This window comes from Brevundimonas vesicularis NBRC 12165 (assembly GCF_001592205.1).
GTDB lineage: Bacteria > Pseudomonadota > Alphaproteobacteria > Caulobacterales > Caulobacteraceae > Brevundimonas > Brevundimonas vesicularis.
Map to the genome: position 1 here is coordinate 240,167 of NZ_BCWM01000001.1, position 15,488 is coordinate 255,654.

At 66.8% G+C, this 15,488-nt stretch carries 18 protein-coding genes; 12 read left to right on the top strand and 6 right to left on the bottom strand.

Going from position 1 to position 15,488, the window contains the following annotated elements; all coding sequences use genetic code 11:
- Positions 1-5 precede the first annotated feature (5 nt).
- Positions 6-455 (bottom strand): Lrp/AsnC family transcriptional regulator, encoded by a 450-nt coding sequence (locus BVE01S_RS01215; protein WP_039246401.1) that lies wholly within the window; start codon positions 453-455, stop codon positions 6-8.
- A 135-nt stretch (positions 456-590) separates the two neighbouring features.
- Here BVE01S_RS01215 and BVE01S_RS01220 point away from each other — a divergent pair, with 135 nt between their 5' ends.
- Both BVE01S_RS01220 and queA read left to right on the top strand, forming a co-directional pair.
- Positions 591-1,877 carry a D-amino acid dehydrogenase gene (locus BVE01S_RS01220; RefSeq protein WP_066623170.1) on the top strand — a complete coding sequence of 429 codons (1,287 nt, stop codon included), beginning with the start codon at positions 591-593 and terminating at the stop codon, positions 1,875-1,877.
- 345 nt (positions 1,878-2,222) lie between these two features.
- The gene (gene queA, locus BVE01S_RS01225; protein ID WP_066623171.1) at positions 2,223-3,308 is read left to right on the top strand and encodes a tRNA preQ1(34) S-adenosylmethionine ribosyltransferase-isomerase QueA; all 1,086 of its coding nucleotides are present in this window, start codon (positions 2,223-2,225) and stop codon (positions 3,306-3,308) included.
- A gap of 7 nt (positions 3,309-3,315) precedes the next feature.
- Here the strand turns inward: queA and pdxH are convergent, their stop codons facing one another.
- On the bottom strand, positions 3,316-3,990 hold the full coding sequence (gene pdxH / locus BVE01S_RS01230; protein WP_066623174.1) for a pyridoxamine 5'-phosphate oxidase: 675 nt from the start codon (positions 3,988-3,990) through the stop codon (positions 3,316-3,318).
- A 110-nt stretch (positions 3,991-4,100) separates the two neighbouring features.
- On the opposite strand from pdxH, the gene BVE01S_RS01235 reads away from it, so the two are divergent.
- Together BVE01S_RS01235 and aroC are read left to right on the top strand one after the other, a co-directional pair.
- Positions 4,101-4,835, top strand: coding sequence for a DnaJ C-terminal domain-containing protein (locus BVE01S_RS01235; protein WP_066623175.1), 735 nt, complete (start codon positions 4,101-4,103; stop codon positions 4,833-4,835).
- Positions 4,836-4,844: 9 nt separating this feature from the next.
- On the top strand, positions 4,845-5,930 hold the full coding sequence (gene aroC, locus BVE01S_RS01240; protein ID WP_066623177.1) for a chorismate synthase: 1,086 nt from the start codon (positions 4,845-4,847) through the stop codon (positions 5,928-5,930).
- On the opposite strand, the gene BVE01S_RS17345 is transcribed toward aroC, so the two are convergent.
- Positions 5,931-6,059 carry a hypothetical protein gene (locus BVE01S_RS17345; RefSeq protein WP_276309700.1) on the bottom strand — a complete coding sequence of 43 codons (129 nt, stop codon included), beginning with the start codon at positions 6,057-6,059 and terminating at the stop codon, positions 5,931-5,933.
- A gap of 98 nt (positions 6,060-6,157) precedes the next feature.
- On the opposite strand from BVE01S_RS17345, the gene BVE01S_RS01245 reads away from it, so the two are divergent.
- Positions 6,158-6,499 (top strand): VOC family protein, encoded by a 342-nt coding sequence (locus BVE01S_RS01245; protein WP_066623179.1) that lies wholly within the window; start codon positions 6,158-6,160, stop codon positions 6,497-6,499.
- A gap of 3 nt (positions 6,500-6,502) precedes the next feature.
- Here the strand turns inward: BVE01S_RS01245 and BVE01S_RS01250 are convergent, their stop codons facing one another.
- The 3 genes from BVE01S_RS01250 to thiE all read right to left on the bottom strand — a co-directional run bounded on the left by BVE01S_RS01250 (position 6,503) and on the right by thiE (position 9,748).
- Positions 6,503-7,297 (bottom strand): hypothetical protein, encoded by a 795-nt coding sequence (locus tag BVE01S_RS01250; RefSeq protein ID WP_066623181.1) that lies wholly within the window; start codon positions 7,295-7,297, stop codon positions 6,503-6,505.
- A 43-nt stretch (positions 7,298-7,340) separates the two neighbouring features.
- The gene (locus BVE01S_RS01255; protein ID WP_066623184.1) at positions 7,341-9,032 is read right to left on the bottom strand and encodes a sensor histidine kinase; all 1,692 of its coding nucleotides are present in this window, start codon (positions 9,030-9,032) and stop codon (positions 7,341-7,343) included.
- Positions 9,033-9,094: 62 nt separating this feature from the next.
- Positions 9,095-9,748, bottom strand: a complete 654-nt coding sequence (gene thiE, locus BVE01S_RS01260; protein ID WP_066623368.1) for a thiamine phosphate synthase — start codon at positions 9,746-9,748, stop codon at positions 9,095-9,097.
- A 130-nt stretch (positions 9,749-9,878) separates the two neighbouring features.
- Between thiE and BVE01S_RS01265 the strand changes: the two genes are divergently transcribed.
- The 7 genes from BVE01S_RS01265 (at position 9,879) to BVE01S_RS16685 (ending at position 15,479) form a co-directional block, all read left to right on the top strand.
- Positions 9,879-10,064 (top strand): (2Fe-2S)-binding protein, encoded by a 186-nt coding sequence (locus BVE01S_RS01265; RefSeq protein WP_017504559.1) that lies wholly within the window; start codon positions 9,879-9,881, stop codon positions 10,062-10,064.
- 141 nt (positions 10,065-10,205) lie between these two features.
- The gene (bfr, locus tag BVE01S_RS01270) at positions 10,206-10,706 is read left to right on the top strand and encodes a bacterioferritin (protein WP_026108332.1); all 501 of its coding nucleotides are present in this window, start codon (positions 10,206-10,208) and stop codon (positions 10,704-10,706) included.
- A 69-nt stretch (positions 10,707-10,775) separates the two neighbouring features.
- The gene (locus tag BVE01S_RS01275) at positions 10,776-11,336 is read left to right on the top strand and encodes a tryptophan-rich sensory protein (protein ID WP_055754984.1); all 561 of its coding nucleotides are present in this window, start codon (positions 10,776-10,778) and stop codon (positions 11,334-11,336) included.
- A 103-nt stretch (positions 11,337-11,439) separates the two neighbouring features.
- Complete coding sequence (gene efp / locus BVE01S_RS01280) at positions 11,440-12,006, top strand: elongation factor P (protein WP_055754985.1); 567 nt, start codon at positions 11,440-11,442, stop codon at positions 12,004-12,006.
- A 104-nt stretch (positions 12,007-12,110) separates the two neighbouring features.
- The gene (locus BVE01S_RS01285; RefSeq protein WP_066623187.1) at positions 12,111-12,917 is read left to right on the top strand and encodes an inositol monophosphatase family protein; all 807 of its coding nucleotides are present in this window, start codon (positions 12,111-12,113) and stop codon (positions 12,915-12,917) included.
- A 195-nt stretch (positions 12,918-13,112) separates the two neighbouring features.
- Positions 13,113-14,153 (top strand): glycerophosphodiester phosphodiesterase, encoded by a 1,041-nt coding sequence (locus BVE01S_RS01290; protein WP_066623190.1) that lies wholly within the window; start codon positions 13,113-13,115, stop codon positions 14,151-14,153.
- A 114-nt stretch (positions 14,154-14,267) separates the two neighbouring features.
- Positions 14,268-15,479 (top strand): hypothetical protein, encoded by a 1,212-nt coding sequence (locus tag BVE01S_RS16685; RefSeq protein WP_146112043.1) that lies wholly within the window; start codon positions 14,268-14,270, stop codon positions 15,477-15,479.
- The last annotated feature ends 9 nt before the right edge of the window (positions 15,480-15,488 follow it).

Genomic DNA, 15,488 nt, shown 5'->3' on the forward strand with positions numbered 1-15,488 from the left:
CCGTTTCAGCCGCGGGCCGCCAGGACGTTGCGGATCGCCAGGCTGGAGTGGATGCGCGACACGCCCGGCAGACGCGACAGGACGTCCTTGTGGATCACCTCATAGGCGGCGATGTCGGGCGCGACGGCGCGGACGATGTAGTCGGCCTCGCCCGCCATCAGATAGCAGTCGCGGATTTCCGGGTGGTTGCGGACGGCCGCCTCGAACCGGCGCATGTGGTCGTCGGTCTGCTTCTCCAGCGTGATCTCGACATAGGCGACAACGCCGTCGTCGCTGTCGTTGGCCAGGACGGCGGCATAGCCCCGGATCACCCCGCGCTCTTCCAGGCGACGCACGCGCCGCAGGCAGGCGGAAGGCGACAGACCGACGGCGGAGGCCAGGTCCGCATTGCTGATGCGCCCATCGGCGCGGAGCCGTTGAAGGAGGCGCTGGTCAAGGGGATCGAGCAGGGACACAAGTTTCCACCATTTAGCCGCAGATTATTGCGTAAGACGTCTATCAGCGACCGATCGTTGCGCAAACAGGCAGGATCGTCGATCCATGCAGCGCTAGCTTGCGGCGAATAACAACATTGGGCTTGGGAACGTCACATGCGGGTTCTGGTGCTTGGGTCGGGCGTCATCGGCGTCACAACCGCCTGGTATCTCAGCCAGGCCGGGCATGAGGTCACGGTGGTGGATCGGCAGGCCGGTCCGGCGCTGGAAACCAGCTTCGCCAACGCCGCGCAGATTTCGCCGGGTTATTCCGCGCCCTGGGCTGCGCCGTCGATCCCGGTCAAGGCGATGAAGTGGCTGCTGATGCGCCACGCGCCCCTGATCGTGCGGCCGCGTCTGGACATGGCTATGGTGCGCTGGACCATCGCGATGCTGCGCAACTGCACCCACGACCGCTATGCGCTGAACAAGAGCCGGATGGTACGTCTGGCCGAATACAGCCGCGACCAGATCGACCTGCTGCGCCGCGAGACCGGCATCACCTATGACGGTCGCCAGCAGGGGACGCTGCAGCTGTTCCGCACCGAAAAGCAGCTGGCCGACGTGCACAAGGACGTCGATGTGCTGAAGGCCGCCGGCGTCCCGTGCGAGGTGCTGGACCACGCCGGCTGCATCGCCGCCGAGCCGGGCCTGGCCGCCTCCGACGTCGATTTCGTCGGGGGTCTGCGCCTGCCGCATGACGAGACCGGCGACTGCTTCCTATTCACCAACGCCTTGGCGAAGCTGGCGGCGGAGCGCGGCGTGGTTTTCCACACCGCGACCGAGATCCAGTCGATCACGATGACGGACGGTCGCGCGACCGGCGCAATGACCAGCAAGGGCGCCATGACGGCCGATCTGGTGATCCTGGCGCTCGGCTCCTATTCGCCGATGATGGCCAAGCCGCTGGGTCTGGATCTGCCGGTCTATCCGGTGAAGGGCTATTCGATCACGGCCAAGATCGTGAACGAAGACCGCGCGCCCGTCTCCACCGTCATGGACGAAAGCTACAAGGTGGCGATCACGCGCCTGGGCGACCGTATCCGCGTGGGCGGCATGGCCGAGCTGTCGGGATACAACAACACGCTGCCCGCCCTGCGTCGCGAGACCCTGGCCCATTCGGTCGGCAGCCTGTTCCCCGGCGGCGGCGACCTGGCGGGCGCCAGTTACTGGTCGGGCCTGCGTCCAATGACGCCGGACGGCACGCCGGTGATCGGCGCGACCAAGGTTCCGGGGCTTTATCTGAACACCGGCCACGGCACCCTGGGCTGGACCATGGCGTGCGGCTCGGCGCGGGTTCTGGCCGACATGGTCGACGGCAAGGCGCCCGAGATCGAAACCCGCGACCTGTCGCTGAACCGCTATGGCGCCTGGGCCGGGGCGTTCGCGCCGGGCTACAGCTGAGATCAGACGTCGGCGGGAAATTTTACCGTCTAAAGAGTCTAATTCGTCTAATCGCGCGGCGGCGGGTCCTTGGGCCGCGGACGGGAATTCACCGTCTAAAGTGTCTAATTCGTCTAATCTGGCGGCATCATCCGGGTGAGGCGCGGGCGGGATTTGGTCGTCCCTTCCGCCTGAACTTACGCTGTCAAAGATCGCCGGCCAGTCTACCACACGGCCGGGGCGCGGTCGGTTGGACGCCGCTCGGAGGCGAAAACCCGTTGGAAATCAAATAGCGGGGCGCCAACGATGCGCTGGCAGGGCGCCGCGGCGTGGCGCGGCGCGTCGGAGCCCCCTATAGAGCGCGCGATGAAGACCGCCGATTTCGATTTCGACTTGCCCGAAGACCGGATTGCGTTGCGCCCGGCCGATCCGCGCGATTCCGCGCGGCTGCTGGTGGTGAAAGGCGGCGCGCTGGAGGACCGGATCGTTCGTGATCTGCCGGACTTCCTGCAGCCCGGCGACGCCCTGGTGTTCAACGATACGCGGGTCATTCCCGCCCGTCTGTCGGGCGTGCGTCAGCGGATCGGGGCCGAGGGCGAAACCCTGACGGTCGAGGTGGAGGCGACGCTGCACCACCGCGACGCGCCCGACGTCTGGTCCGCCTTCATGAAGCCGGGCAAGCGGATCAAGCCGGGGGATCGGATCCGGTTCGGAAACGCGAGCGACGCCGCCTGCGACCTTGGTCGTTTGGATGCGACGGTGACGGCAAAGGGGGAAGACGGGCTGATCACCCTGACCTTTGACCTGGCGGGACCGGCGCTGGACGATGCGATCCGCGATGTCGGGGTCATGCCCCTGCCGCCCTATATCGCCGCCAAAAGACCCGAGGACGACCGCGACCGGTCAGACTATCAGACCGTGTTCGCCGAGCATGACGGTTCGGTTGCGGCGCCGACGGCGGGGCTGCATTTCACCCCTGCCCTGCTGGACGCCATCCGCGCCAAGGGTGTCTCGACCCATGCGGTGACGCTGCATGTCGGGGCCGGCACCTTCCTGCCGGTCAAGGCCGACGATCTTGCCGACCACAAGATGCACAGCGAATGGGGCGAGGTGTCGCCTGAAACCGCCGCCGCCCTGAACGCCGTCCATGCAAAGGGCGGGCGCGTCGTCTGCGTCGGCACCACCTCTCTGCGGCTACTGGAAAGCGCGACGTCCGAGGACGGCGAGATCAAACCCTTCCACGGCGACACGGCCATCTTCATCACGCCCGGCTATCGTTTCCGGGCGGTCGATGTGCTGATGACCAACTTCCACCTGCCGAAGTCGACGCTGTTCATGCTGGTCAGCGCCTTTGCGGGCACGGCGACGATGAAGGCGGCCTATGCCCATGCGGTCGCCGACGGCTATCGCTTCTATTCCTACGGCGACGGATCGCTGCTGTTCCGCGACTGATCGCGGGTCAGGGCCAGAGGCGGCCTGAGCGCCAGGCCTCGCCGTCGCGGTCGAAACGCAGTCGGTCATGCAGACGGAACGGGCGATCGCGCCAGAACTCGACCGAGCGCGGCACGACGCGCCAACCGGTCCAGTGGGACGGGCGCGGCACCTCCTGACCATCGAAACGCGCGGTTTCGCGGCCCACGGCCTCTTCCAGCACGGTGCGATCCGACAGGGGGCGGGACTGGTCCGAGGCCCAGGCGCCGATGCGGCTTTCGCGCGCGCGGCTGGCGAAATAGGCGTCGGCCTCGGCCGGCGTGACCGGCTCGACCGCGCCGCACACCCGCACTTGGCGACGAAGGGATTTCCAGTGGAAGGTCAGGGCGGCGGCTGCGCAACCGGCCAGTTCGACGCCCTTGGCGCTCTCGCTGTTCGAATAGAAGGTGAAGCCCCGCGCATCGACATCCTTCAGCAGAACGATCCGCGCATCGGGCAGGCCGTCGGCGTCGACGGTCGACAGGGTCATGGCGTTGGGATCGTTCGGCTCGTGCGCGCGCGCATCGGCCAGCCATTCGACGAACAGGCCGATGGGTTCGGGCCGGTCGAAGATGGTCTCGTCGCCATTGGCGGCCAGGGCGGCGGCGTAGTCGCGGGCGTATTCCTCACGCGACGGGCTGGGCGGGATCACGGATGCGGTCATGCGAGTGATGTAGTCGGTGCTGGCTCGGCTGGGAATGATCGAGGTCAAAAACGGGCATGTCGCCGTCAGGGTTAACCGCCCATTGACCCTGATGCGCGAACGGTGACGGCATGAGCGGGCCTGTTTCGATTTCAGATGTGTCCGGCGTCCGCGAGGCCCTGTCGATCTTGGGCCTGAACGGCGATGTCGATGCGTCGACGCTGAAGGCCGCCTTCCGCACGGCGGTGAAGGCGGCGCGGCCGGATCAGGCCGGCGGGGACGCCGAGCGGTTCCGGCGCGTGATCGCGGCCTATCGACTGATCCAGGCGCACCAGCCCCCTCGCCCCGCCCTGTCGGCGCCCACCGCGCGGCCCGCGCCGACGCCGGTTCTGGTGCTGTCGCCGATGCAGGCCCTGGCCGGGGGTCAGGTCGAGGTCCGGCTGGGCGCGCGCACGGTGCGGGTCACGGCGCCCAGGGGCCTGCGCAGCGGCGATCATCTGCGGCTGAGACGCGAGGCGGCGGACGGGAGCGATCTCTATCTGTCGGTGTTGATCCGACCCGAGGACGGGCTGTCGGTCGTCGGCGACGACCTGTTCATGACCTGGGCCGTCGAGCGTCGCCTGATGGCCGACGGGGGGCGGGTGGAGATCGAAACCCCTGTCGGCACGCGCTCGGCCTGGATCACCGCCGACATGGCCGCCCCGGTGCGGGTGCGGTTGAAGAACCTGGGCCTGCCCGCGCGTGGATCGCGGCCGGCGGGGCATCTGTTCGTGACGCTGGAGCCGTCGTCCGATGTCCCCTCGGCGGCCGAAGACCTGCTGGTGCGGTTCACGCGGGTCTGGACGCAGGAGCGTCTGGCGGCCTAAGTCGGGGCCATGTCGCACAATACCTTCGGCCATCTGTTTCGCGTGACCACCTGGGGCGAGAGCCACGGGCCGGCGATCGGCTGCGTCGTTGATGGATGCCCGCCGATGATCCCGCTGACCGAGGCGGACCTTCAGCCGTGGCTGGACCAGCGGAAGCCGGGCGGCAGCCGTTTCGTGACCCAGCGCAAGGAAAGCGACACGGCGCGGATACTGTCGGGCGTGTTCGACGACGGCGACGGGCCGGTGACGACGGGCACGCCGATCTCGATCCTGATCGAGAACGAGGACCAGCGGTCAAAGGACTATGGCGAGATCGCCCGCGCCTATCGGCCGGGGCACGCCGACTATGCCTACCAGGTCAAATACGGGGTGCGCGACCATCGGGGCGGCGGTCGATCCTCGGCGCGCGAGACCGCCAGCCGGGTGGCGGCCGGGGCCGTGGCGCGCAAGGTGCTGGGCGACGGCGTTAAGATCAGGGCCGGCGTGGTGCAGATCGGCCCGCACCGGATCGCACCGGACCAGATCGACTTCGACGCCGTCCACGGCAATCCCCTGTTCGCCGCCTCGACCGAGGTCGTGGGCGACTGGGAGGCCTATCTGGACGGCATCCGCAAGGCGGGATCGTCGGTCGGGGCCATCGTCGCGCTGGAGGTCACGGGCGTTCCGGCGGGTTGGGGCGCGCCATTGTACGGCAAGCTGGACGGTGAGCTGGCGGCGGCCCTGATGTCGATCAACGCGGCCAAGGGCGTCGAGATCGGCGCCGGCTTCGAGGCCGCCGAACTGACCGGAGAACAGAACGCCGACGAGATGCGGCTGGACCTGAACAAGCAGCCGGTCTTCCTGTCGAACAAGGCTGGCGGCGTGCTGGGCGGGATTTCGACGGGCCAGCCGGTGACCGCGCGGGTCGCGTTCAAGCCGACCTCCTCCATCCTGACCCTGCGCCAGACGATCACCCGCGACGGCGAAGAGACGGACCTGCGCACCAAGGGCCGTCACGACCCATGCGTCGCCCTGCGCGCCGTACCGGTGGTCGAGGCCATGGCCGCCTGCGTGCTGGCCGACGCGCATCTGAGGCATCGCGCCCAGGTCGGCTGATCAGGGCCTGGGTCGGGGCGGACGCGGGTTTGCGCGATCGGTGTCGCGCCTCGGCGGCGGCTCGACCGGACGCGCCTCGCACCGCATCAGGGCCATCAGGGCCGACAGGCCTGTCGTCATCACGATCATCGCTCGATTCCTGCAACTGCGAACCGTTTGCAGGTTTGCGCATGTCGAGGGCGCGTGCAAGACAAGGGACCGGTGGCGCCCAACTCAGGAGATCAACCGTGCGTGAAGACGGAAAGCTGGACTACCTAGAACTCCCCGCCGCCAACCTGCCCGCGACCAAGCAATTCTACAGCCAGGCATTCGGCTGGACCTTCGTGGATTACGGCCCGACCTATGCCGCCTTCGATCAGGGTCTGGACGGCGGGTTCGACGCCGATCAGGCCGATCAGACCAAGGCGCCCCTGCCCATCCTGTACGCACACGACCTCGAGGCCATGCTGGCCAAGGTCGAGGCGGCCGGCGGCCGGATCGTGAAACCGATCTACAGATTCCCCGGCGGTCGCCGCTTCCACTTCGCCGATCCGTCCGGCACCGAAATGGCGGTGTGGTCCGAGGGCTGAGCCCTATTTGACGTCGACGGACTGGCCGATGCGTTCGGCCAGATCCCGGTCCGCGCCCTCGACGCTGGCGATCCAGACGTGGATTTCCTTGGGGTCCGCAGCGCGCTGAAACAGATGCTCCATCGCCAGACGGCGGCTGCCTTCGGTGACGACGACCGAGGCGCGGCCGCCGGCGCGGACCGTCTCGCCGTCGTAGATCGGAAACTGCGACGACGGACCGGCGTAGATCATCAGCAGGGTCTGGTCGCCGCGCTGGACGCGATAGATGCTGGCGTTCGCGCCGGCGCGCGCCGGGGTGATGGTCAGGCCGGCGGGCTGCTGGATGCTGAACGGCAGAGCGGCGATGGCGGCGGCGTTCAAGGCCGCCGGCGCGGATGCGGCGGCCGGCGGGGTTGCGGCAGGCGCGGTCGTTGTCGGTTGAGGCGTGGTCGCCTGAGGCGCCGCTGTGGTCGGGGCTGGCGTTTGCGGACGTGTCGCGGTCGCCGGGCGCGTCGTGGTCGCCGGGCTTTGGCCGATGGGCGGCTGGGCCTGGGTCGTGCGCGGTGCGGATGACGCGGCGGGCGCCGGACGCGGCGATGCCGCGGGGGTCTGGCCGATTGGAGGCAAGGCCTGGCTCGTCGCCCGGGCCGGGGCCTGCGCCGGGACTTGGGTCGGCGCTGCGGTGGAGGCGGCGGGCGGGGTCGCGGAAGGCGGGGCGCTGTTCAAGTCTCGCGTCAGGTTGGAACCGGCGCGCTGCGGCGGAGGCGTCGTCGCCTGTCCGGAAATCACGAGGGCGGCGGCAAGGGCGATCATGGGCATGGCCCGACCATCGCGCGGCCGGGGCGCGACCGCAAGCGCGACCTCACGCCTTGGGCAGCGCGACCCAGAAGGTGGCGCCCTCGCCCGGCGCCGAGATCACGCCGATCGAGCCGCCCTGCAACTCGACCAATCGCTTGGCCAGGGCCAGGCCGACGCCGTGCCCCTCGACCGTCGAACGCTCAAGCCCCAGGCGGTTGAAGGGTTCGAACAGCTGCGCCTGCTTCTGTGGCGACAGGCCGGGGCCGAAATCGCTGACCTCAATGCGGACGCAGTCGTCCTGACGAAGCGCACGCAGGACGACACGACCGCCGGAACCGCCGTATTTCAGCGCATTGCTGGTCAGGTTGGTGATGATCTGGGCCAGACGCTGAGAGTCCGCGACCGCGATCAAGCCATCGCCCTCGCACACCACCTCGACGGCGACCCGGTCGGCGTCGGGCCACAGCAGGCACGTGCGGCGCACGTCTTCCAGCAGCCCCGGAATGTCGGTCGGCCGCAGGTCGACCCGGACGGCCCCGGATTCGGCGCGCGCCACGTCCAGCAAATCGTGGGCCAGGGTTTCGACCTGACGCGCGGTCTTGACCAGCATGTCGGACATTTCGGCCTGCTGAGCCGAGACCCGCCCCAGGTGGCCCTGCCGCCACAGATCGCCGATGCCGATGATGCCGGCGACGGGGCTCTTGATCTCGTGGGCGACGTTGGCGAGCAGGCGGGACTTGGCCTCCGAGGCCTTTTCGGCGCGTTCGCGACCGACGCGCGCGCGCTCCGCCAGAAGATCGCGCTCTTCCAGCAGCGAGGCCACCAGCAGGACGGGCATATAGCCGATCAGCACCAGCATCTGGGCCATCAGAACCTGGTGGGTCAGGTCGCCCTGAGCATAGGGGCCGTTTCCGATCATGGCGCTGCCGACCAGCAGCACGCTCATGACGACCAGGGTGAAGGCGGCGCCCGCGACGCCGAGCCGTACCGCAATGGCCAGCAGAAGCGGCAGCAGGACGAAGCCCATCGGCACGTCGCCCGTGAAGGCGACAAAGTAAAAGACGGGAACAAGGCCGATCAGAACGACGGCCTCGATCAGCTTCCTGGGTTTCAGCAGGCGGGCGAACATCGCAGGCGTCAGCGACATGCCCAGCGACCCCAGCACGGCGATGCCCAGGGTGTGGCCGAGCCACCAGGTCTGGAAGCCCTGCCAGACGATGTCGCCCTGGCCCATCACCGACAGGATCAGGACGCTGCACAGGGCGGCGGGGATCGGCGCCAGGACAGCCGCGAAGAACAGGAAGCTGACCGCGCCGTTCAGGCTGGAAAGGTTGAGCGTGGGCGAGAACCGGCGGGCCAGCAGGACAGCCCCGACGATCTCGATCATGTTGGCGATCGTGAAGGCCAGCGCCAGCGGCGGTTTATTGCCGGCGATGATCTCGCCAATCAGGATGCTGACGGTCAGGACGCCGGCGAAGGTGAGGTCGCTGGTGCGGCCACGGCTGGTGCGCAGCCAGACGGCGACGGCGACCCCGCTGGCGCCCCACAAGCCCGCCACCAGTCCGGCCGAACGGGCATAGGCGATCGCCAGGGCGACCAAGATGGCGACGACGACGCCCGTCAGCACCGGAATAAGGGGATTGGGGCCGTCCGGACCTTCGGCGCCGACGGGGCCGGGCCGATGGCCAGCCGCCATCACGCCCTTGACGGGGGCGCTGTGGGGGGCGTCGATGTTGAGCGCGCGGCTCAGGATCATGGACAGGTTCCGACCAATCAGAGGTCGGAATAGGACGACACGGTTCCTAATATCCCCTGAAGTCAGGCCTGCAATTTTTCATTGAAACGCCTGACGGCCTCGGCGGCGCCGTCGGGATGGTTCCAGACCCCGGCGCTGACCGCCACGAAGTCGGCGCCGGCCTGGGCAGGCTCTGCAGCGTTGTCGACCGTGATCCCGCCGATGGCGACGCAGGGCGTCTCGACGGTTTCTTGCCACACCGTCAGGATATCCAGCGGCGGGCGATGCACCGTTTCCTTTGTATCGGTGGGATAGAAGGCGCCGAACGCGACGTAGTCGGCGCCGCCCTCTGCGGCGTCCCAGGCCAGGTCGCGGTCGTCGTGGCAGGTGACGCCGATCATGGCGTCTGGCCCCATGATACGCCGCGCCTCGGCCAGAGAGCCGTCTTCCTGACCGATGTGAACGCCGTCGCAGCCGGTGGCCCGCGCCAGATCGGGCCGGTCGTTCAGCAGGACCGCGACATCATGACGCCGCGCAATGGGAGCCAACACTTCGACCGCCGTGCGGATAGCGGCCTCGTCGGCGGGCTTCAGCCGGATCTGCAAGGCCGCGACGTCGCCGGCGGCCAAGGCCTGATCGAGGGTTTGCGCAAAAGCGTTCAGGTCGGCGATCGCGGGCGGCGTGATCAGATACAGCCGGCAGGGCGGACGCTCGGGGACGGTAGGTGTTCGGGCCATGTCCGTCATTGCCTGCCCCCGCGACGATCCGTCAACGGCCCACCGGCAGCTGAGCCATGCGAACGACTTGCAATCGCCTTAAGGACTGCTATAGCGAACCATTCTCAGTCAGTGAAACGTGTAGCGCCTCGTGTACGTCTGCAACTGTAACGGTCTTCGCCAGCGTGATGTCGCCCAAGCCATCGAGGCCGGCGCCTGCCGTCCGCGTGACATCTTCGCGCGCAACCAATGCCAGGCCCAGTGCGCCAAATGCGTCTGCGAGATGCGTCAGATGATTCAGGAAAGCCGCGAAGCGTTCGCACTCGCAGCCGAATAGTTTGCTTCGCCTGCGGCCGACAGTCACTCGCACTCTCAATGCAGTGATAAGAACTCGCAAATAAACAAAGCCCATTCTACTGTGTTATGGCTGCGCTCGACAGACGGCGATAGCGCCGTGGCGAGACCAAGGACCATGGCCATGAAGGGCGACCCCGCAATCCTGCGCACGCTGAACGCAGTGCTGACCAACGAGCTGACGGCCGTGAATCAGTATTTCCTGCACGCCCGCATGTTCGAAAGCTGGGGCCTCGCGCACCTGGGCAACGTGATCTACGAAGAATCGATCGGCGAGATGAAGCACGCCGACATGCTGATCAAACGCATCCTCTTCCTGGATGGCCTGCCCAACCTGCAAGACCTGCACAAGCTGAAGGTCGGCGAGGATCCGATCGAATGCCTGGGCGCCGATCTGCAACTGGAACTGGACAGCCGCGCGACGACCGCCGCCGCCGTGACCCAGTGCGAGGAAACCCGCGATTACGTCAGCCGTGACCTGCTGATGAAGATCCTGGCCGACACCGAAGAGCACATCGACTTCCTGGAAAACCAGCACAAGCTGATCGAGCTGATGGGCGCGCAAAACTATCTGCAATCGGCGATGAAAGAGATCGTCACCGACGGCGCGGCGACCGGCAACTAAGCTCTGCCTTCTGACGGAACTCCAATCCGCTCCGGCCATTAGCCTGTCAGGGCCAAGCTGGAGCGGACCATGACCGATATCGACGACGCCATCGACGACGTGCGCGACGCCGCCATGGACTTGCTGAACAGCGAGGGCCGCAGCGCCGGCCATGTGGTCGCCGGGATCGCCCTGACCGTCGGCTTCGCCCTGTTGGCCCACACCATCGCGTCGGGCGCCTTGAAGCCTCGTCGCAACCTGAAACAGGTGCGCGACAAGGACCTGCCGATCACCGAGAAGCCCAAGGGAGCCTTCAGCCTGATCCTGCCGGCGGTGTTTTCGGCGACGACCCTGTCGGCCGTGCGCGTCTGGAACGCGCCTCCGCAAAAGGAACGGACCCGCGCCATGGGGCTATGGGTCGCGGCCCAGACGGTGAACGCCGTCTGGCTGGGCCTGCGTCCGTCGTCGATGGCGCGTCAGGTGGTCGCCGCGATGTCGTCGGCCGGTCTGGCCGCAGCCTTCGCCCACGAAGCGCGCAAGCTGGACGAAGGGGCCGGCAAGATGGCGGCGCCGCTGGGGTCAGGTGTGCGGTTCGGAAACTTCCTGCACCGCAAGGCCGACGACGCCTCGGGCGGACGCACCCTGCATTAGGTTGCGTCGCCTTGCCCTTTATCGGGGCTTCCTCTAGGGATCGCGCCCTATTCGCCTCGCCCCGAACGGTGCGAGGGCGCAACTCCATTTCCGATGTGACCCCATGAAGATCAACGGCAACACCATCAAGCCCGGCATGGTCCTGCAGCACAATGGCGGCCTGTGGGTCGTCACCAAGGCCAGCCACGTCAAGCCCGGCAAGGGCGGCGCCTTCGCCAACGTCGAGGCCAAGAACCTGGAGACCGGCAACAAGCTGAACGAACGCTTCCGTTCGGAAGACAAGGTCGAGCGCGTGACGCTGGAACAGAAGGACTTCTCCTATCTGTTCGACAACGGCGACAGCCTGGTCTTCATGGACGACACCACCTACGAGCAGATCGAACTGCAGAAGGACTGGGTCGGCGAAGAGCGCATCCCCTATCTGCAAGAAGGCATGAAGGTCGTCATCGAGATGCACGAAGAGCGTCCGATCGGCCTGGAACTGCCCGATCAGGTCGTGCTGGAAGTCGCCGAGACCGAGCCGACCGTGAAGGGCCAGACCGCCTCGTCGTCCTACAAGCCCGCGCTGGCGTCGAACGGCGTGCGCATCATGATCCCGCCCTATATGTCGGCCGGCGAGCGTATCGTCGTCGACACGACCAGCGGCGAATACGTCCGCCGCGCGGACTAACAGACCACCATGCTAAAGCGGCCCCTCGCGGGGCCGTTCCTTTCTGAACTTCTCCGACTGTCCGGCTGCGGCTTTGAAGGACTTTCGGACCAGGAGATTCCCCGATGGCCCTCGCCTCCGCCCTGCTCCAAGTCATGACCGATGCGGTGCGCAAGACCGCCCGCCCGATGCTGCGCGACTTCGGCGAAGTCTCGCAGCTTCAGGTATCGAGGAAGGGCCCCGGCGATTTCGTCACGGCCGCCGACCTGAAGGCCGAAGACACGCTCTACGAACTGCTGATGAAGGCTCGCCCTGGCTACGGCTTCCTGGGCGAGGAACGCGGCATGATCGAGGGGACGGACAAGTCCCACACCTGGATCGTCGATCCAATCGACGGCACCACCAACTTCATGCACGCCATGCCCCACTTCGCCATCACGGTGGGGCTGGAGCGCCGCACGCCGGACGGGTCGAGCGAGATCGTCGCCGGCGTGACCTACAACCCCGTCATGAACGAGCTGTTCTGGGCCGAAAAAGGCAAGGGCTGCTATCTGAACGACCAGCGCATCCGCGTCGCCGGCCGTCGCGATCTGTCCGAAAGCCTGATCGCCACCGGACTGCCCTTCATCGGCAAGTCGGGCCACGCCCAGTCGATCAAGGATCTGCACGCCGTGGGCCAACGGGTCGCCGGCATACGCCGCCTGGGTTCGGCCGCGCTGGACTTCGCCTGGGTCGCGGCCGGTCGCTACGACGCCTATTATGAGCGCAATCTGAAGCCCTGGGACGTGGCGGCGGGCATCCTGTTCGTCACCGAGGCCGGCGGCCGGGTCACGACCATCGAGAACGACGGCGATCCCAAGACGGGCAAGTCGATCCTGGCGTCGAACACCGAACTGCATCCGCACCTGCGCAAGGTGCTTCAGGGCTCCTGAGGCTCGCTTCTGTCTCTTCCCCGCTTGCGGGGAAGTGGCGCGGCGCTTCTTCAGCGCCGTGACGAAGGGGCTCTTGCCTGATCGCCAGCGGCCGGTGGGGTGTCAAGACCCCCTCCACCGCTTCGCGGTCCCCCTCCCCACATGTGGGGAGGAGACGGTCATCGGCCTGTCGCGCCCCCGCCCTATCCAAGGCGGATGATCCGTTTCATCCTGTGCGGCCTCGTCCTTCTGACCGGAACGCCCGCCTTGGCTCAGCCCCTGATCATCGCCCATCGCGGCGCCTCCGGCGAACGGCCCGAGCACACGCGCGCGGCCTATGAGCTAGCGATCGAACAGGGCGCGGATGTGATCGAGCCGGATCTGGTGCTGACCAGGGATGGCGTCTTCGTCGATCGGCATGAGAACGAGATTGGCGGCACGACCGACGTGGGCGACCGGCCCGAATTCGCGGGCCGTCGGACGACCAAGACCATCGACGGGGTCGAGACCACCGGCTGGTTCACCGAAGACTTCACCCTGGCCGAGTTGAAGACCCTGAGGGCCAGGGAGCGGCTGCCGGCCCTGCGACCGGGCAGCGCCGCCTTTGACGGTCAAGAGCCGATCCTGACCTTCGACGAGGTCGTCGCCATCGCGCGCGAGGCCTCGGCGCGGACCGGGCGGACAATCGCCGTGGCGCCGGAGCTGAAACACCCGACCTACTTCGCCGCGATTGGCCTGCCGATGGAGGACGGCTTCGTCGCTGAACTGGAACTGCTGGGTCTGACGGGCGCCGAGGCCCCGATCATTATCCAGTGTTTCGAGGTCGGGCGGCTGGAGCGGTTGGCGACGCGGATCGATGCGCCGCTGGCTCAACTCGTGGCGGCCAAGGGCGGACCAGCGGACCGGGCGGACGTGACCTATGCGCAGATGATCACGCCCGAGGGGCTGAAAGCCATCGCCGCCTACGCCGCCTGGGTCGCGCCGGAAATGACCCTGGTCCTGCCGCGCGCCGCCGACGGCCGCACGACAGCGCCGAGCACCCTGGTCGCAGACGCCCATGCGGCGGGCCTCAAGGTCGTGGTCTGGACCCTACGGGCCGAGAACGCCTTCCTGCCGGTCGAGCGACGCAGAGGCGACGACCCCGCCGGGCACGGCGACATGACCGGCTATGCCTCAGCCTTCGCCGAGGCCGGAGTCGATGCGCTGTTCACCGATTTCTCGGCCCTGGTGCGTCCGGGCCATCGAAACGACCGATAACTCGATGCTCGGCAACGACGTCGAAGGCCACGTCCAAGCCCGTGTGTTAATCATCACAGTCAGGCCCGGATTAACGCCCCAGTTGTATCCTCCGCACGAAGGTGGAGAGAGCAGATGCGGAACTTGGGATTTGCAGCGGCGATCGGCGTCGCCATCGTCACAGGCGTGTGCATCGGCGGAGGGCTGGACCTCAGCATCGCCCACCCATCATTGGGGGCGAAGACACGTTTCACTCTGCCTGTGTTCAACCCGTTTGAAGCGAAGGGTGAGACGGGTGCGCCTGCCGAACACTCCCACCTCGACTTCAACATTGATGCGACCAAAGGCGACGAGGCCGATGCGGCTGCTTATCGTCCCTCGCCGCGCAGCGTGGGTTTGCTTTCGACGTCGTCTTGCGTCCTCCCAACTGCAGGCGAGCGCAAACTCGTGGTCTTTAGCGTCTATGAGGGCGATGCGATCTCAACAGTCGCATTGGGTAACCGGGACGCTGAAACAACAACTATAGAGGTTAAAATAGAGGCCGGAGACGAGCCGCTGTATGTGGTCTTGTCCGCCTACGACAACATGGTCTGGCGCTTCTCCGGCGCAACGAGCCGTGTGGAAAAGTTGATTCTATTGGCGGCAGATGGTGCTGTCGCTTCGTCCCGCCGGACAGCGACCCTGCAAGACGCCGAACGCGCGGCCGTCGCCGCCGCTCAAATCGTAGGCGGACGTCGCCAATCAAGCGCTGGAGCGCTTTCGGAACGACCATTCGCAGGCGTCACGGGCATCGCGTCAGACGTAATCACGACCCGAAACCCTGGCAGTTGCTTCGGATATTTTTCCGACCCGGAATCGATACAGGCGACGCGAGCAGGCGACATAATTCGGAGAGCGACAGGACGCACGCCCGACGTGATCGCCGCGCATTATTCCGTAGGCGCTGTGAAACTACCGTCCGGCAAAGCAGCGAGGGGCGATTGGCCCGGGCGATCCCCGGATGGTTTCGACCAAGGCATGTGGCGCGAACTGCTTCGGTTCCACCCAGGCGGCTTCTCAAAGATCGATCCGGATCAGGTTCTTAGCGACGTCAAAGTCGAATCCTATGATGTTCTGCCCCAACAGGCGGGCCTTGCCCAACTCATAGGGTCAGGTCAGATCGTCCGCCTATCCGATGGCTTGCGCATTGATAAACCGATCGCTCGCTTTCCGGCCGGTTTAAGCGGAGCGCATTCTGTAGCCTTCTTGCTCGGCGCAGGCGTTCCTTTGCCAGCCGGAGATCCGGGGCATAGTTGTGTCATCGACGAAGACACAGGCCAAACCGTCCAAGATCGCCGCCTGTGCTGACCTAGGACC

What these genes read in the sequence shown, in the direction of transcription:
- BVE01S_RS16685 (WP_146112043.1), top strand. Translation starts at nt 14,268, where the DNA reads ATGCGGAACTTGGGATTTGCAGCGGCGATCGGCGTCGCCATCGTCACA.
- BVE01S_RS01220 (WP_066623170.1), top strand. Translation starts at nt 591, where the DNA reads ATGCGGGTTCTGGTGCTTGGGTCGGGCGTCATCGGCGTCACAACCGCC.
- aroC (WP_066623177.1), top strand. Translation starts at nt 4,845, where the DNA reads ATGTCGCACAATACCTTCGGCCATCTGTTTCGCGTGACCACCTGGGGC.
- bfr (WP_026108332.1), top strand. Translation starts at nt 10,206, where the DNA reads ATGAAGGGCGACCCCGCAATCCTGCGCACGCTGAACGCAGTGCTGACC.
- BVE01S_RS01285 (WP_066623187.1), top strand. Translation starts at nt 12,111, where the DNA reads ATGGCCCTCGCCTCCGCCCTGCTCCAAGTCATGACCGATGCGGTGCGC.
- thiE (WP_066623368.1), bottom strand. Translation starts at nt 9,748, where the DNA reads ATGGCCCGAACACCTACCGTCCCCGAGCGTCCGCCCTGCCGGCTGTAT.
- pdxH (WP_066623174.1), bottom strand. Translation starts at nt 3,990, where the DNA reads ATGACCGCATCCGTGATCCCGCCCAGCCCGTCGCGTGAGGAATACGCC.
- BVE01S_RS01235 (WP_066623175.1), top strand. Translation starts at nt 4,101, where the DNA reads ATGAGCGGGCCTGTTTCGATTTCAGATGTGTCCGGCGTCCGCGAGGCC.
- efp (WP_055754985.1), top strand. Translation starts at nt 11,440, where the DNA reads ATGAAGATCAACGGCAACACCATCAAGCCCGGCATGGTCCTGCAGCAC.
- queA (WP_066623171.1), top strand. Translation starts at nt 2,223, where the DNA reads ATGAAGACCGCCGATTTCGATTTCGACTTGCCCGAAGACCGGATTGCG.
- BVE01S_RS01275 (WP_055754984.1), top strand. Translation starts at nt 10,776, where the DNA reads ATGACCGATATCGACGACGCCATCGACGACGTGCGCGACGCCGCCATG.
- BVE01S_RS17345 (WP_276309700.1), bottom strand. Translation starts at nt 6,059, where the DNA reads ATGATCGTGATGACGACAGGCCTGTCGGCCCTGATGGCCCTGATGCGG.
- BVE01S_RS01255 (WP_066623184.1), bottom strand. Translation starts at nt 9,032, where the DNA reads ATGATCCTGAGCCGCGCGCTCAACATCGACGCCCCCCACAGCGCCCCC.
- BVE01S_RS01250 (WP_066623181.1), bottom strand. Translation starts at nt 7,297, where the DNA reads ATGCCCATGATCGCCCTTGCCGCCGCCCTCGTGATTTCCGGACAGGCG.
- BVE01S_RS01290 (WP_066623190.1), top strand. Translation starts at nt 13,113, where the DNA reads ATGATCCGTTTCATCCTGTGCGGCCTCGTCCTTCTGACCGGAACGCCC.